We start from the raw sequence: 16935 nt of genomic DNA, 5'->3' as shown, positions 1-16935 counted from the left end.
ACTTCCACAAGGAAGCTCCTTATTTTAATGAGGAGAGGATGTCATGCGGCACTTAATGAGATAAGTTCATTAATACGTATTATATATGTTTTCACATTCTTTCGCCGTTGGTTCATAAAAACAGTGCTTCTTCCATCGTCCTGCGAGCGGCTGATCATACCAGGTTGGCGGACATGGTCCGGGATTGTCGAACGAACCTGGACGGAAATACCATAGGGAGAATTTGGCTGGCCAATTTCGCTCCCCGTTCACAGACCGTTGCGCCAGACGGCGCTCCCTCTCTCTTGCACTTTGATAGTACAAACTATGTTGCAACGCTTCGAACGCATGCGGTTGGTTGATCATTTGAGGAATTGTCCGGATATCTTTGAAATCTGAGCAATTCCCTCTTATTCGGTTAATGCCAACATTGCCAACAAGGAGCATGCCCATTTCGCCTTCTGTCTCAGCTTCAGCCCGGAGCAACCTTGCCAACATATCAATATCCTGTTTCCTGGCTTTCACGACTGCCATTGGCTCACCTCTTTAGATTTCTAGACTTATCATATTGCAGGTGAAGCGAATGTGTTACTCTGGCAAAAGAGAGAGGTGATGAAATCGCCGTTCCACCACACTTTTCTGTCAATTAGCTTCAAGCATAAAAAAGGGGGCTTCCAGTTAAGGCAGCAAAGGGGATAGTTCAATATCCATTTTATCAGCGATAAGAGTATAAAACTCTGGAAACCGCGGATCTGTGGAGCATGGTATTTCTTCGAATGTTCGTATAAATAACCCTGCTGTCCCAATGGCAGTTACAATGTCACCGACTGTCCAACTTCGTACTAGCACTTTCCCCAATTCAGAGCGTTCTTCTTCGGGAAGCAATTTAGCAAAAGCCACTTCTCCTTTCCTAACATTACCATCAAAGTAATTCCCAGTTGGTTGTTTTAAGTTATTTGTGTTCATCCATGACCGTGCGAAAGGATGAAAGTCAGTCAAGATAAGCCGGCCATTTTTCTCTAATCTGCGACGAACTAAAGAAAAAATAGAGTTAAGATCTGTAAAATAATGTAAAATACCAAATTCCATCAATACGATGTCATATTCGCCTAATGTCTCTTCGTTCGGGATATTCAAGACGTCAGAGCAGATATAGTTGAGTTCAACACCAACGGCAGCGGCAGTTTGAATTGCGTACATCCGATTCTCTTCAGATATGTCCACTACGGTAACATCAGCTCCAAGCAATGCTAAGGAAATTGCCTTTCGACCGTGCGAGCCAAGGAGGTTAATAACTCTCTTGCCTGTCGGATCACCAATATACTTTAACCAATACCGAAGATGATGCTTGTGTTCCAGCCTCAGCTTGCTCGCAAGTTCATCAGGTGTTCCATACGTTTGAACCCAAGCCTGATACGCTTTCGTTTCCCACGCGACCTTGTTCGCAATTGCCAGTTTTTCTTGCATCCACATACCTCCCGGATTATTTTTGTCGTACGTAGAAGGTATATATTACTATTTCTGATTGAATTGTCAACTTCTTTCTGACTCTATTTTCCCCTCAACAAAAAAAGAACGCTCCCATGTCTGTATGCTATCGCTCATTATGCTCACATAGGCACCGGATTGAGCTTGAAAAGTCTCGCTATCGCTCAAAATAGTCACATAGCCCCGCCAAGCGTGCCTCGTCCGTCTGTAAGTCGCTTTCTATCGCTCATTATGCTCACATAGCTATCTCATTGAGCTTGAAAAGTACATGTTATCGCTCAAAATGATCACATAGCACCACCGAGCGTAGCCCACCCACGCCCCAAGTAGCCTCTTATCTCTCAAAAATAATCATATAGCCGCCGAACGGTTCTGATGGGATACGCATTCTCTATTCCTTCAGCCTCTCTCCTGATGAGACGAAGCTGTTGCTCATGAAATTCGGGGAGGAAGAAGAAGGCGACACGGTGCTGCTTACCCTACTGGCTGGTGACAGCCTGGAAAATAGCCATACGCTGCTGCGCAATGCATCGCTTTATGCCATCATCCTGCTGTTGCCCCACTGGAATGGCGACTCCCGCTCGCTTTACTTGAAGCTGCCCCCAGGGGAGGGGGACGGAGAATTAGATCGCATCGTGAAGTACGAATAGGTGAGTGCGGTCGGCAGCCGGCAGTCGGGATCAGAAATGGTAGCGGATAAAATGTGTTGACACAAAAGTAGTTAGGTGCCATACTATGTATATGACAAACGATAAAAACGTAATGACGGATAGTCATAGTCTTGCTGTCCCGTCACTTGTCCAAACGAAGCGCCAGATTGAACGCTACGGCCTGGACGTCGATGCGCAAGCCGTACTCGTCGCATCGAGGCTGATGGCGGCTGGAGCCAAGCTTGAACATGCCGCGGAGGTTCACTTCTCCAGATTCGGTTTGTCGACGGGCCGGTATCGCTTATTGGCGGATCTTGAAGATCATCAAGGCGAATTGTTGCCTTCGCAATTGGCGGAGCATCTCGGCGTAACGCGTGCTACCGTAACGGGGCTTATCGACAATCTCGAGAGGGGCGGATTCGTATCGCGCCGAACCAGTTCGAAGGACGGCCGCCAGAGATCGGTCATCTTGACAGAGCTGGGAGCGAATAAGCTTCGCGACATGGCATCGGAGCACTTCGATAGACTGGAAGCGATGGTGGGCTTGCTTACGGTCGAGGAGCGCAGCGTGTTTCTCGATCTGTTAGGCCGGGTGACGCAAGGCATGTCGGCATTGACCGAAGAACCGGGCGCATCTAAGAGAAAGGGAAGCATACAGAAAGGGTGAAATGGGCTAGTTATGCTAGCCCTCATTTACCGCCATATAGTTAGTCACCTAATTATATGGCGATATAAACAGTTGCAGCACATTATTGAAGAAAGGGGTGACAATATGAGCAATGTGGAGCATTCACACAAATCGGATACTGCTTATACTCTTGTATCGACTGGCTCCAAAGAGAAAGGTTTTGTACTTTGGCGCGAAGTGCTGATGGCCTATGTCTCGCCCGCTGTCATGGCAGGCATCGGGGGATTGATCACGGGCGATAGGAGCCTTCAGTTCGCGGCATTGACCACAATCGGAGGAACGTCCGCACTTATCGCATGGTTGTTGGGACTTTGGCTGCGCAAGCGTGGCAGGAGCAAACGATGGGTTGTCAGGCCGCCTCGTTTGTTGGTCGTTGTTATGTTCGTGATCATTTGCGCTTCGCTAGGCTTTTATGCCGCATGGGTGACGAACAATGTGCTGGATATGATTGGTTTTAGCGACTATTCGCTATGGTTCGATCGCGTCTGGATCGAATTTCCGTTATCCGCCACGATTGCAAGCATGAGCACCACATGGCGTTGGCGCAAGGCGTTCGAGAAAAACAACAAATTAATCGGAGGAGATAGATGATGATAGCAATTATTGGAGCAACAGGTACGATAGGGAGCGAACTATTAAAACGATTGAGCGATCTTAGGGTACCCGCTCTAGCGTTAAGCAGGGAACCGGAGAAGCTGCGCGCCCAACTTGGAGGTGCAGGCAAGCCCACGATCGAGGTCAAAGCGGCCGATGCCAGCGATCCCGAATCGCTGCGCCGTGCGTTCGTCGGTGCGAAGCAACTCTTTCTGGCCATGTCCAACAGCCCGAGACAGATCGAATACGAAGTGTCGATCATTCGCCTCGCAGCCGAAGCCGGCATCGAGCATATCGTCAAAATATCCAGTCCCGCCTACGAGGAACGTTCACCCGTGGCAGTCGCCGGCTGGCATCGCGATATCGAATCGGTCTTGAACGAGTCCGGTGTGACTCGCACCGTATTGCGTCCTTATGCGTTCATGCAAAACTTGCTGCGTCATGTATCGACGATTAAGGCTCAAGATGCTTTCTTCGGCGTCATGGGTGATGCGCTTTGCAACTTCATCGATTGTCGGGATATCGCGGACGTTGCTGCAGAGGTTCTGACCAACCGGGAGGCGGCGGGACGTATTTATACACTTACAGGAACGGAGATCTATAGCTATCCGCAGATCGCGGATAAGCTATCCGATTTGCTAGGCAAGACGATTCGCTATATAAACATGGAGCCTCGAACGATGCTTCGTAATCTGATCGAGCAAGTGAAAATGCCCCCGTGGCTCGCAAACCACGTTGTGGAAATTCAGACGATGTCTACGCTGGTGCCGGAAAGGCCGACGGACGACGTCAAGCGTTTGCTCGGCAGAGAGCCGCGAACGCTTGACGGATTTCTGCAAGAGAATGCGGAAATATTTCGGTAGGCATCTATAAAAAGCTCGTTAATCGGATCGTGAAGTATAAGTAGAGACATGACGATAAAAACAGCCCGTTCCGCGGAGTTGCGGAACGGGCTGTTCATAATGTTCGCCGATCGTCAGCCTGCGAGCTGAACACGGTAAAGGGGGCGGAGCGGTTCTGCTCCAGGTCCCGCTTCGGCAATGCTCCAGCCGACAGAGAGCACCTCGGCCAGCCGGGTATACTCTTCGGCAGTCAGGGCGGCGGTGACGGACTCCTTGCCGGGGTCCAACGTCAGCTCGGCCTCTTGCTTCAACGCAACCTCGATCCAGCTGGAAATACCGCGGATCGTGTTGTACTTGATCCGGTAGCCGTCCAGTGCAGCGGCGAGGAACAGCTCAGGCTGTTCCTTCGCCAGCTCCGTCAAGCTGCTGTAATCGAACTTGAACTTGGAATCGTCTGCAGGAAGGTCGCCCTCCTGCACGCGCCGGATCAGCTCGTCGCCGCTCCAGCCGTGCGCCTTCAGCGATTCCAGCATTAAGGCCTCCCATTGGGACAGCTTGGTCAATGCAACGTTATGATCGGTCATAGGGCTATCCCTCCAGCTCGGTTATTATTTGCTTGCTTTGTAGGCGTTCAGATGCTCTTTCGCCTTGGCGGCGTCTGCCTTCACTTCCAGCCCTGTGTCGACAAGCGGGCTGACCGTGGATACGGCTTTCAGCTTATTGTTGTTGTAGAAGGCCAGGAACTCGTCCTGATTGATGGAGTACAGCACCGCTTTCCTCAGATCTACGCTTTCCGCGACATCGCGGCCCTTCGTATTGAAGATCAGGTACCATACGGCATTGTATGGCTCTGATTGCAGCTCCAGCTTGCTGTCGCTCTTCACGATGTCCAACTTGTTCTCCGGCACGCCATAGAACACATGGATTTCTCCGCTGCGGAGTGCGGACAGCGTACTGTCATAATCCTTGATGAAGCGCACTTTCACGTTTTTGATATGACCGGCGTCCTCTGTGCCCGGAGCGAAGCCAGGATTGCGGTAGAAGATCGCTTCATAGTCGTTTTTGTACGACAGGATGTACGGGCCGCTGGCATACAGCTGGTTATTGTAGCTGTTGCCTTCCGTTACCGTATTCTGGTCGCCGTAAGGAATGTCCTTATTCACGTCGAACTTGTCCACTTCGTACGTATTGATGCTCTCCACTTGCTTCTTGGACACGATGCCTGCAGATTGGTGAGCCAGATAGTTCAGCACTTGCGGGAACGGCTTTGTTGTCGTTACTTTCACGACCTGGTATTTGCCTGCTGCGTTATCGACAGCCGTCTTGTCCGCGACCAGCTCGGAGATGCCGGACTTCAATCCTTTCTCCAGCACCGTCTTGACGTTCTCGCTTGAGCCGGATACGTTCAGTCCTTCCAGAGCGGCGATATCCGTTACGATCTCTGCATTCGCGATATGCTCGTGCAGCGTGTATGTGCGGTGATCCGGTACAGAGTTCTTATCCTTCGCACGGTTCAGGGAGAAGACGACGTCCTCGGCGCCTACACGCTCGCCAGTGTCCACCGCGCCCTTGTCCTTAATAGCAGCGAAGTTAATATCATCGCGCAGAATAAAGTAATACTCGGAATTGCCTTCGGCAATGGCGTAGTTACGGGACAGGGACGCATCCGTTGTCAGCTTGTCGTCGTCCGTCAGATTGAGCAGACGAACATACATGTTCGTATTAATCATGTTGATGGAGCCGTCGTTGCCCTTGATCGGGTCCAGCGATGTCAGCGTGGACGCAGTCTGTTGAAGGATGAGAGTCTCAGTGTCACGCTTCGATTCGTCCTGGAAATCCATGTCGTCCCAAGCCATGGAGCGGGATTTCGACAGGCGGACGGATTCCGGCTTCATGACTTCCTTGTTCAAGCCTTGCGACTTGAAGGAGATGAACAATGGCGCAATGTAAGCTTTGTCCAGCACGAGCTTCTGCTCGAATTCTCTGTACGTATCGACATATTTGTCAGGTGTCTCGGTGGATGCCTTGTTGACCAGCTCGTCGATCTCGGGATCGGACATGATGCTGTAGTCGCCGCCTGTTGTGAACAGGGAGCGTACCGCATAGTCCGGGTTGCCCGTTACCGTCGTCCAGCCGGTAAGCGCGATATCATAGTTGCCCGCATCCTGCTGGGCTTTGAATGTACCGTAGTCCGGCTGCAGATTCAGCTTCACGTTGAAGCCGTTCTTGGACAGTTGGTCGCGCACGATATTGATGTCCGCTTCGTTGCTCTGCATGCCAAGCAGCTCAATATCTACCTTGCTGTTGTCGGTTACTTCTTCTTTCTTGTCTCCGTCGGTATTGTCCGATACGTCTTTCTTCGTTGTCACTTCGCAAGCGCTGAGCATCAGCGCCAGGATAAGCAGCAATGGGATGAGCAGCTTTCTTGTTGTCATGTTGACCCCTCCTAAATGTAATCATGCATTATATCTATGAACAACATGCGCATCGTTCCGGTACTATAGCAGCGGAGCGAATCGCATGCGGTTGCCAAAGGTGGCGGTTGCCCTCTCGTTAGTCCAGCTTCGGATCAAGCGCGTCCCGCAAGCCGTCGCCCAGGAAGTTGAAGGACAATACGAGCGCGATGATGGCGAGGCCGGGATAGATGGCCGTATAGGAATGCGTCTCCAAATACGCGCTTCCCAGCTTCAGAATATTGCCCCATTCCGGAATATGCGGCTCTACGCCAAGACCCAGGTAGCTCAAGCTGCTGGTCGCGATGACGGCTCCGCCGATTGTAAGCGTCGACTTGACGATCATTGGCGCGATGGAGTTCGGCACGATATGCTTGAACAGAATGGTGAAGTCGCTGGAGCCGAACGCTCTGGCCGCCTGCACATATTCCAGCGTGGTTACAAGCATGACGTTCGCTCTCATCGTACGGGCGTAGGTCGGTATAGCGGCTACGCTGAGGGCAAGAATGAGATTGACCGTGCTTGCGCCGAAGGCGGCAATGATGGCGATCGCAAGCAGCATGGCCGGAATGGCGTAAAGAATATCCAGCGCCCGCATAATCAGGTTGTCCGTTCTTCTTCCGTAATAACCGGAGATCGCGCCAAGCGTTCCGCCGACGATAACAGGCAGCAAGGTGGACAGGAAGCCGACCACGAGCGAGATTCGCGCCCCGAATACGATGCGGGAGAACAGGCATCTGCCGTAGTTGTCCGTGCCAAGCGGATAGGTCAGGCTGGGCGGCTGCAGAATCGCGCTGTAATTGTTGTCGATCGCCAGACTGTAATCGAACGTCATATAGCTGTTGACGGAGATCGAGAACAGGAAAACGATAAAGAACAGTCCCAGCATGGATGTGGAGCTTCTGGACAGCCGGTCAATGACATCATTCATCTTGGAGCCGGAAGTGTGTCCCTTGTCGCGCAGCTTCGCCAGAAGAAGAGCGCCCAGGAACAGCGCGAACAGATTGCCCAGCAGCGCGGTTGCGATAAGGGCGACCGCTACGATCGCCATCCAGCCCGGAAGCTGGTCCCTGTCGCCGTACCTCGCGATAAGCAGCAGCGAGATCAGCTGAATGCCCGCCGCGACGAGCAGCAGCAGCATACCCAGCAGGAAGTTGTCAGCTACGTACGGCTTGAATAGGTTAAGCGCGGACAAGCCGAATACCAGCAATGTTGTAATAACGGTATAACCGGCCAGGACATAAAGGGCATTAGGCCTGCGCTTGATGAGCTGGAAGGCCGCCATCCCTGCGAACAGGTTGACGGTCAGCAGACTGGGCAATAACACATAGCCCAACCCTCTGGTCGACTTGCGTATTTCACCGTAATGGAGAAGATCCCTTCGGATAAGCAGGAAGGCGATGCCCTGCAGCAATGTGAAGAACAAGTAGGCGGCTGCCACTGTAAGCATAACAGGCTTGACGCTGCCGTCCTCCCAGCGGAAGCTGTTAATTAGCAGCACAAGCGTCAACGCGAGCGAGAGGACGCCGGCGAATCCGGCCTGCCCATACTCCTGGCTCGATTTCAGGCGGAAGCTTGCCTCCTGCTTGGATCGTGTGAATGTCGTTGTCGTCACGGGCATGCACCCCCTTTACTGTTGTTTCATGCTTGAGCGTATTCTAGGATCAAGGAAGGCGTACAGCATATCCACCAGCACGTTGATAATGGAAATTGCGATGGCGATATAGATGACACCGCCCATAATGGCGGGGATGTCGGGAATGAACTGCTTATCGACGATATAGCTGCCGATGCCGCTAATGTTGAATACCTTCTCCGTTACCGTAGCGCCGCCCAGCATGCCGCCGAACTGAAGACCGATGACGGTTACGATAGGGATCAGCGCATTGGTAACGGCATGTTTCCACAGCACGTGGCTGCGGGACAGTCCCTTCGCCTTGGCTGTTGTGATATAATCCTCGTGAATAACCTCAAGCGTAGACGATCTGGTCATCCGCGCCACAGCGGCCGTCAATGCCGTGCCCAGCACGACGACGGGCATGATCATGGACATCCAGTCGTTCGGATTATAAGTTGCGGGAAGCCAATCCAGCTTGATCGAGAAGTTCAGGATGAAGATCAGACCTTGCCAGAAGTTCGGAATCGACAGTCCGATCAGCGCGATGAACATGAACGAGTAGTCCATGAAGGAATTCGGCTTCGTCGCGGACAGGATACCGATTGGCAATGCAATGATGACGGCGACGATTGTCGCAATTATGGTCAGCGTGAGCGTGACCGGAATTTTGTTCGCGATGGCAGCCGTAACGTTCTCGTTGCCGGCGAAGGATCTGCCCAGATCGAATGTCAGAATGCCCTTTATCGTATTCCACAGCTGCACGAGATAAGGCTGGTCAAGTCCGTAGATGGCATTGAAGTTGGCAATCTGTTCCTCTGTCGCCGTATTGCCAAGAATATTGGCGGCAGGGTCCATTGGCGATATGTACAGGATGGTGAACACCATAATCGTCACGCCAAAAATAACAAATATCGTCATGAACAGCCGTTCCATGATATATTTCAAGTATGGGTTGCTGTATAGCGCCATCAGTGCGTACATGAACAAGCCGGGAAGCAAGGTTAAGATGAGGAATAACGGCTGTTCCAGCAGCGACTGCATCGTAGACGAAAAAGTCACAGGGCTGATGCCGGACAGACGGGTTTGCTTCTCGACCTCTTGCTCGGTATGACGATTGAAATTCTGCTGAGCAAGTCGCTGCGCTTCCTTCTTAAGCCGGGCTTCATCAATTGTTTCAGCGAAGAACGTCGCTTTGCGGCGCAGTTGCTCCTCCAGTTCCGCTGCCAGCTTCTCCATGTAGCCGGAGGCGGCCAGAGCGGCTTCCGTCTCCTCGCGAAGCTTCGCGTAGCCGCTTGGCTGCGTTCGGCGGTACAGATAGATGAAGCAAGCGGCGATGTGTACAATTGCTCCCAATATATATAGAAGAAAACGGTATGCCGGATGCGGCAGCATGGAGCGATAAGTATTGCTCAATCTATTGGTGAAGCGGGAAAAAGTGCTCTGTGTACGTTCTGTTGTTGCCGTCAACTTTCTCGCCTCCTGTTTGACCATTAATTTCCACTATTTTCGGAATCAATTGCATTATTCCGATCAATATAGTAGATTTTATTTTAGGGTTAAAGGATTGTCAATACGCGATTAGTATATGTAAAATGTCGGAAACCGATCAATGTCAGGCATTGTCGTGTATATTGGCTCAATTATATAGTAATTATTGGATACTAACAACAACAATTGTAGGTGAACATATGGCTAATCTGTTGCAAGTGAGACAGCTATCGGTATCGTTCTTCGCCCACGATACGGAAGTGGAAGCGGTAAAGGATATCAGCTTCGAGTTGAGGAAAGGGGAGACGCTTGGCATCGTCGGCGAATCCGGCAGCGGCAAGAGTGTGACAGCCCGTACCATTATGCGGTTGCTTCCCTCTCCTCCGGCAATGGTAAAGGGCGGAGAAGTGCTGTTCCAAGGCGAGAATCTAGCAGAGAAGTCGGACAGGGAGATGGAAGCGATCAGGGGCAAGGATATCGGCATGATCTTCCAAGACCCTATGTCCTCTCTGAATCCGACGATGCGCATCGGAAAGCAGATTGCCGAAAGCTTGATCAAGCACCGGGGATTGCGTCAAGGCGAGGCGAAGCGGGAGGCGCTGGAACTGCTGAGAATGGTCGGGATTACGAATGTGGAGACGCGTTATGAGCAGTATCCGCATGAGTTCTCCGGTGGCATGCGCCAGCGCGTGATGATTGCCATCGCGATGGCGTGCCGTCCTTCCTTGCTCATCGCGGACGAGCCGACGACGTCGCTGGATGTGACGATTCAGGCCCAGATATTGAAGCAGATGAAGCAGCTGCAGCAGGAGATGGGCACATCCATCATTCTGATTACGCATGATCTGGGTGTCGTGGCCGGCATGTGCGATCGCGTCGTCGTAATGAAGGAAGGACAGATTGTGGAGACGGGCACGACGGAGGAGATATTCTATGCGCCGAAGCATGAGTATACGAAGCGGCTGCTGGCGGCTCTGCCGAGATTGGACGAGAAGAAGAAACCGAAGGCCGCGCCTGTGCGTTCCGATGACCAGGATGCCGACAATATGCCTCTTATTCAGGTGCGTTCGCTGAAGCAGTACTTCGATCTGGGCAGAGGGCAGAGGTTAAAGGCTGTGGACAATATTAACTTCGATATTCGAAAAGGGGAAACGCTGGGCCTTGTCGGGGAATCCGGCAGCGGCAAATCGACGACGGGCCGCACCATTCTCCGCTTGCACGAGGCGACGGATGGCGAAGTGCTGTTCAAGGGCATTCCTCTCCATCTGCTGAACCGTTCGGAGATGAAGCGGATGAGACGTCATATGGGGATCATCTTCCAGGACCCGTACGCTTCCTTGAATCCGCGCTTGCGTATTGTGGACATTATCGGCGAAGCGTTGGATGTGCACGGCATGGCAACAGGCAGGCAATCCCGGCTGAAGCGAGTCGAAGAGCTGCTGGATATGGTTGGCTTAAGCCCGATGCACGCATTGCGTTATCCGCATGAATTTTCCGGCGGGCAGCGGCAGCGGATCGGTATCGCCCGAACGCTGGCTGTGGAGCCGGAATTCATTGTCTGCGACGAGCCGCTGTCCGCCTTGGACGTCTCCATCGGGGCGCAGGTGGTGGAGTTGATGGAGGAGCTGCAGCGGAGATTGGGCTTGACGTACTTGTTCATAGCGCATGACCTGTCGATGGTGAAGCATATTAGCGACCGGGTAGCGGTCATGTATAAGGGCAGGCTGGTGGAACTGGCGGAGAGCGAGGAGCTGTATGCCAATCCGATGCATCCTTATACGCAATCGCTGCTGGCTGCTGTGCCGGTGCCGGACCCTCGTGTGGAAGCGAACAAGTACGCGGCCGCATCGTCTGCGGCTGGTCTTGGCCATAGAGTGGGCGACCGCGCCGGGATTATGGACGAAGACTTGTACGGCCTTCGTGATTCCGTATTTACAGAAGTGAAACCTGGTCATTGGGTGGCAGTGAGGACATAGTTTTTTGTCATCAGCATTCTATTCTCTTGAGCTGTGTTGGTTGAGCTTATGTATATTCTAAAGTGGGGCCGGACAGCTATTGTAACTAGGGATAGCGCGCATAAGTAGGGATCGGATCGACGTTCCGTAATCGCACCAAGAGAAGCTATTCGTTAGCTGAATTGGGTTGGCGCAATTGCGGAATGCCGATCCTTTTTGTTGTCGGACAGTGCTCCTTTTCAAGAAGCCTCGCTCTCCCATCAGTTCAGGAAGGATCGGGCAAGCAGCATGTGGTTTCTGAGTGAAGGGGTTAGATAGTGAAGAGGTCGGAAGAACTTGGTGAAATATTCCTGAGAGAGGCAAGTGGGTTGTATGAAATATCGTACAAAAGTGTAGGGTCGAGCGTCTGGAGCGAGTAGTTTGTGTGAAAAATCGTATAAAAGTGTAGGATCGAGCGTCAGGAGCGAGTGGATTGTATGAAAAATCGTACAAAAGTGTAGGGTCGAGCGTCTGGAGCGAGTAGTTTGTGTGAAAAATCGTACAAAAGTGTAGGGTCGAGCGTCTGGAGCGAGTAGTTTGTGTGAAAAATCGTACAAAAGTGTAGGGTCGAGCGTCTGGAGCAAGTAGTTTGTGTGAAAAATCGTACAAAAGTGTAGGGTCGAGCCTCTGGAGCGAGTGGATTGTATGAAAAATCGTACAAAAGTGTAGAGTCGAGCGTCTGGAGCGAGTAGTTTGTGTGAAAAATCGTACAAAAGTGTAGGGTCGAGCGTCTGGAGCGAGTAGTTTGTGTGAAAAATCGTACAAAAGTGTAGAGTCGAGCGTCTGGAGCGAGTAGTTTGTGTGAAAAATCGTACAAAAGTGTAGGGTCGAGCGTCTGGAGGGAGTGGTTTGTGTGAAAAATCGTACAAAAGTGTAGAGTCGAGCCTCTGGAGAGAGTAGTTTGTGTGAAAAATCGTACAAATTCAGAATTAAGTGGAAGTAGTTAGCCGTAAAAAATATACATAAATAACATGAAAAAATAGAAACGCACTATTAAAATACATGAAAATTCGTAGTTTAATAATCAAATCAATACACAATACACCAATCTAATACGGGCCCTCCAAGCGGCCTATTGTGGAACAGGAGATTTGGAGATGAAGAAATACTTTGTAATAGAAAATATATACGTAGTGGCAGCTGGCTGCATAGCCGTATGGCTTCTGTTCCTGGGTCCGTTCATTGGCGTTGCGGACAACGGCGATTTTCTTCGTATTATGGGAACGGCTGGCTTGAACTATTATGACGCTATGGAGTCCTATGGCGACCGTTTCTTTAGCTACGCGCATGCATTGTTTGCCTATGATGATTTTTTTCGCGGATTCTATCCTTCAACACAAATTTTACTGGTGACGATTGCGAGGTTCGCAGGGCAACTGCTGAACAGCTCCGCCTTCGACATTCGTATTTTGGGATTCATCTATGTGGTTCTGCTGCTGGCAGCCGGTTATATCATTATGAAATACAACAAGACTCGATGCGGAATAACAGCCGTGACGCTTGCCGCATTGATGGTATTCCTGTTTACGGACATTGGGTATTTGGCTTATTTCAATTCCTTGTTCGGGGAGCCGGTATCGTTCGTATTTCTGCTGCTTACGATCGGAACGGGATTGATGCTGACCCATCTGCAATCTCCTTCCAGGAAGCTTCTTGTCTTATTTTTTGTCTGCGTGCTGTTTCTCGTCTGTTCCAAAACGCAAAATGCTCCGCTTGGCATCGGCTTTGCCCTGATCGGACTTCGTTATGCATGGATGAAGGAGGAGAGAAAGTGGCGCAAGCTTGCGCTGTTCTTGTCCGGCGCAATGGTGCTGGCTTCGGTCGTCATGTATGTGGGGGCGCCTAAAGATTTTAAGCATATCAATATGTATCAGACTATATTTTTCGGCATCTTGTACGATTCTCCGGATGTGGAAGGGGATTTGGAGCAGCTTGGTCTGCCGTCGCATCTGTCCGTGCTGGCCGACACGAACTATTTCCAGAGCGGCACGGCTATTCCGCAGAACGATCCGTCTTTGAAAGCTGACTTCTACGACCGAATATCCCATGTCGACGTCGTGCTGTTCTATATGAACAATCCGGGCCGATTAATAGGATTGCTGGAATACGCGGCGGAACACAGCATGAACATCAGACCGTATTATCTGGGGAACTATTTGAAATCGGAGGGAGAGCCGCCGGGAGCGCTATCTTACTTCTTTAGCGGATGGAGCGAATTTAAAAGATACGATATGCCCAATCAGCTTTGGTTTATTGCCGTATTTTTCGGGCTGTACTTTGCGGTTGCCATAACGGAATGGCTCCGCAGCAGAGAGACTCGCGTCCGGGTTCGGATTGAACTGTTGGTGCTGCTGGGCTTGACGGGCATATTCAGCTTCATGATTCCCGTGCTCGGCGACGGGCGGGCCGATCTTAGCAAGCATCTGTTCCTGTTCAATGTTGCATTCGATATGATGATTGTCGCCAGTATCGTCTGGCTGGTGCATCGGATGGCAAGCGGGCTGCGGAACGCACGGGAGGCGTCGCGGCAAGTGCGATAGCAGCGAGACAATGAGACAGCGAGACGGCTAGTTCGTTGCGATTGATCACTTATGCGGCAGAAGTGTTTATATGCGGCTTATGCATGTCTGCATGCGAGTCACAATGCAACAGCAAGTCACAATGCGAGTCACAATGCAACAGCAAGTCACAATGCAACGGCAAGTCACAATGCATCAGCGAGTCACAATGCAATTTGACAGGAGTTATATCATCAGCAATATTGCAGCGTCAGAAATGTTTTCCGCCGGCGGCCAACCCTCATCGGGTTTGGCTGCTTTGCTGTGCCGCAGGTACAACGCTCATAACGCAATTGCTATTGATCTAGTCATAAACTAGCCCTTGAATTCATCCTTTTTTTGGACTATACTTCTGTAGTGGTGATATTGATAATTATTATCAAAATACATAGGAGGCATTATGACTGCTAATCAATCTACAGACATACAGGGTGAGTCAAAGATAGCTCCCATCAGAAGCCGTCCCTGGATGGCGACCTTCATCTTAACCGGCGGGCTCGCAATCGTTGCTGCGGTATTGGTTGCTGCGATCTCCTTCGGAGCTGCGAATATCGACTTTCCGGTCGTATGGGAAGCCGTCTTCCGCTTCAATCCCGATCTGACCAATCATCAAATTATACAGGAACTGCGCTTGCCAAGAGTGCTCGGAGCCGCGATGGTAGGGGCCGCATTCGCCGTATCCGGAGCGATCATGCAAGGGATGACGCGCAATCCGCTCGCTGATACGGGGTTGCTCGGCATCAATGCAGGCGCCGGTTTCGCCCTGACGATATGCTTCGCTTTCTTCCCGGGGCTGCCGTTCATGCATCTCATTATGTATTCCTTCATAGGAGCCGGAGCGGCTGCCGGAATTGTATACGGAATCGGCTCGCTTGCGAAAGGGGGGCTTACGCCGGTACGGCTTGTGCTTGCCGGAGCGGCGTTAAGCGCACTGCTCGTCGCATTGAGCGAGGGGTTGCAGTTGTACTTCCGTATCGGACAGGACATTGCCTTCTGGTATGCGGGCGGACTGGCCGGCACGACTTGGGGACAGCTGAAGGTGATGGCTCCTTGGGTGGGAATGGCCCTTATACTGGCGATGACGCTTTCCCGATCGGTCACGATGCTTAGTCTGGGCGATGATGTGGCGCGCGGATTGGGACAGCGCACGGCGCTGGTCAAGCTGCTGTGTTCCGTAGTCGTATTGATTCTGGCGGGCTCGGCTGTCTCTATCGTCGGTGCCGTCGGCTTCGTCGGGCTGATCGTGCCCCATCTGACCCGGAAGCTTGTCGGGGTGGATTACCGCTGGATTATTCCTTGCTCAGCCGTCATAGGCGCGCTTCTGGTCGTACTCGCCGATCTGGGGTCCAGAATGGTTAATCCTCCGGAGGAATCGCCGATCGGCGCCGTTATTGCCTTGATCGGGGTGCCGTTCTTCCTCTATCTTGCCCGTCAAGAAAGGAGGGAGCTGTAATGCATCCCATCTCTGCTGAAAGCATGGAAGCCAGAAGACTGCGCAGGGGCATGATGGTGATGAGCATCATGAGCGCGCTCATTATCATTGTATTCATCATAAGCATGAATACGGGACATATTCGCCTGACGCCTCTTGAAGTGCTGAAGACACTGTTCGGCTTCGGAACGGATAAGCAAGTCTTGATCCTATGGCAATTCCGTCTGCCGCGAATCGTCATCTCAGTCCTGATCGGTGCGGGGCTGGCTGTATCCGGCTGCATTATGCAGGGCATATCCCGCAATGCGCTTGCCGATCCCGGCATATTGGGCATTAACGCGGGCGCGGGACTCATGCTTATGCTGTTCATCTCCTTCTACCCGACGACAGCGGCTGCTCCCGTCTTTCTTATGCCTGTGCTTGCGTTCATAGGAGCAGGGCTTACGGCAGTGCTCATCTATGCGCTGGCCTACAAGCGTCATCAAGGGTTGTCGCCCAACCGTCTGTTGCTGACGGGCATCGCCGTTGCGGCCGGCATTAGCGCCGCCATGATTGTCATGACGCTCCGTCTTGACCCCGACAAGTATCAGTTCGTGGCAACCTGGCTGGCAGGCAGCATCTGGGGGACGAATTGGGAGTTTGTCTTTTCGCTGCTGCCCTGGATATGCGTGCTGCTGCCGTACGTGATGCTCAAGGCGCAAACAATGAATGTGCTGAATCTCGGGGAGAGTACGGCTACCGGTCTCGGAGCCAATGTATCCCACGAACAGGTGAAGCTGCTAGGGGCAGGTGTTGCGCTTGCCGCTTCATGCGTCGCAGTTAGCGGGGGCATCGGCTTCGTCGGACTGATCGGACCGCATCTGGCTCGGCGCTTGGTCGGACCGAAGCATCAGCTGCTGCTTCCGGCGTCGGCGTTGACGGGAGCGCTGCTCGTGCTGACAGCAGACACAATCGGCAGATCGGTCATTCAGCCGAGCGAGATACCTACAGGCGTCGTTACTGCGGTCATTGGGGCGCCGTACTTCCTGTACTTGCTGGCTCGTTCGCGATCGTAGACCACTATTTTTCGAAATATAAATACCAAGCAAGCATCCGCTTCCAGAAATCTGGTGGCGGATGTTTTTTTGTTTTGTAAATATATGCGGTCAGTT

14 protein-coding genes are annotated in these 16935 nt (G+C 51.9%); 8 read left to right on the top strand and 6 right to left on the bottom strand.

The annotated features are described in order from the left end of the window. Positions 1-69: 69 nt before the first annotated feature. Positions 70-513, bottom strand: a complete 444-nt coding sequence (locus tag M6D81_RS04245; protein WP_262675568.1) for a cell wall hydrolase — start codon at positions 511-513, stop codon at positions 70-72. Between the two features lie 144 nt (positions 514-657). Beyond that, a complete protein-coding gene (locus M6D81_RS04240; protein ID WP_262675567.1) occupies positions 658-1446 on the bottom strand; it encodes a class I SAM-dependent methyltransferase in 789 nt (262 codons plus the stop codon). A gap of 455 nt (positions 1447-1901) precedes the next feature. Between M6D81_RS04240 and M6D81_RS04235 the strand changes: the two genes are divergently transcribed. From M6D81_RS04235 to M6D81_RS04220, 4 genes are all read left to right on the top strand, one after another. Then, positions 1902-2117, top strand: coding sequence for a hypothetical protein (locus M6D81_RS04235; RefSeq protein WP_262675566.1), 216 nt, complete (start codon positions 1902-1904; stop codon positions 2115-2117). A gap of 91 nt (positions 2118-2208) precedes the next feature. After that, positions 2209-2784: a MarR family winged helix-turn-helix transcriptional regulator gene (locus M6D81_RS04230; RefSeq protein WP_262675565.1), complete on the top strand. Its 576-nt coding sequence runs from the start codon at positions 2209-2211 to the stop codon at positions 2782-2784. A gap of 105 nt (positions 2785-2889) precedes the next feature. Further along, positions 2890-3396, top strand: coding sequence for a hypothetical protein (locus tag M6D81_RS04225; RefSeq protein ID WP_262675564.1), 507 nt, complete (start codon positions 2890-2892; stop codon positions 3394-3396). Continuing rightward, on the top strand, positions 3396-4262 hold the full coding sequence (locus M6D81_RS04220; protein WP_262675581.1) for an SDR family oxidoreductase: 867 nt from the start codon (positions 3396-3398) through the stop codon (positions 4260-4262). Before M6D81_RS04225 ends, M6D81_RS04220 begins: the two co-directional genes overlap by 1 nt. A 113-nt stretch (positions 4263-4375) precedes the next feature. Here M6D81_RS04220 and M6D81_RS04215 read toward each other — a convergent pair whose 3' ends face one another. The 4 genes from M6D81_RS04215 to M6D81_RS04200 form a co-directional block, all read right to left on the bottom strand. Further along, the gene (locus M6D81_RS04215) at positions 4376-4825 is read right to left on the bottom strand and encodes a hypothetical protein (RefSeq protein WP_262675563.1); all 450 of its coding nucleotides are present in this window, start codon (positions 4823-4825) and stop codon (positions 4376-4378) included. A gap of 24 nt (positions 4826-4849) precedes the next feature. Continuing rightward, positions 4850-6676 (bottom strand): ABC transporter substrate-binding protein, encoded by a 1827-nt coding sequence (locus M6D81_RS04210; RefSeq protein ID WP_262675562.1) that lies wholly within the window; start codon positions 6674-6676, stop codon positions 4850-4852. 118 nt (positions 6677-6794) lie between these two features. Continuing rightward, on the bottom strand, positions 6795-8309 hold the full coding sequence (locus M6D81_RS04205) for an ABC transporter permease (RefSeq protein ID WP_262675561.1): 1515 nt from the start codon (positions 8307-8309) through the stop codon (positions 6795-6797). A 15-nt stretch (positions 8310-8324) separates the two neighbouring features. Then, positions 8325-9779 carry an ABC transporter permease subunit gene (locus tag M6D81_RS04200; RefSeq protein ID WP_410795686.1) on the bottom strand — a complete coding sequence of 485 codons (1455 nt, stop codon included), beginning with the start codon at positions 9777-9779 and terminating at the stop codon, positions 8325-8327. A gap of 221 nt (positions 9780-10000) precedes the next feature. On the opposite strand from M6D81_RS04200, the gene M6D81_RS04195 reads away from it, so the two are divergent. The 4 genes from M6D81_RS04195 to M6D81_RS04180 all read left to right on the top strand — a co-directional run bounded on the left by M6D81_RS04195 (position 10001) and on the right by M6D81_RS04180 (position 16839). After that, positions 10001-11776, top strand: coding sequence for an ABC transporter ATP-binding protein (locus tag M6D81_RS04195; RefSeq protein ID WP_262675560.1), 1776 nt, complete (start codon positions 10001-10003; stop codon positions 11774-11776). Positions 11777-12891: 1115 nt separating this feature from the next. Next, on the top strand, positions 12892-14334 hold the full coding sequence (gene wsfD, locus M6D81_RS04190) for a glycan biosynthesis hexose transferase WsfD (protein ID WP_262675559.1): 1443 nt from the start codon (positions 12892-12894) through the stop codon (positions 14332-14334). A gap of 418 nt (positions 14335-14752) precedes the next feature. Beyond that, a complete protein-coding gene (locus M6D81_RS04185) occupies positions 14753-15805 on the top strand; it encodes a FecCD family ABC transporter permease (protein WP_262675558.1) in 1053 nt (350 codons plus the stop codon). A 23-nt stretch (positions 15806-15828) separates the two neighbouring features. Continuing rightward, positions 15829-16839 carry a FecCD family ABC transporter permease gene (locus M6D81_RS04180; RefSeq protein ID WP_410795687.1) on the top strand — a complete coding sequence of 337 codons (1011 nt, stop codon included), beginning with the start codon at positions 15829-15831 and terminating at the stop codon, positions 16837-16839. Positions 16840-16935: the final 96 nt, after the last annotated feature.

Source organism: Paenibacillus sp. J5C2022 (assembly GCF_025567625.1).
GTDB lineage: Bacteria > Bacillota > Bacilli > Paenibacillales > Paenibacillaceae > Pristimantibacillus.
This window is presented reverse-complemented; position numbering and strand designations above follow the sequence as displayed.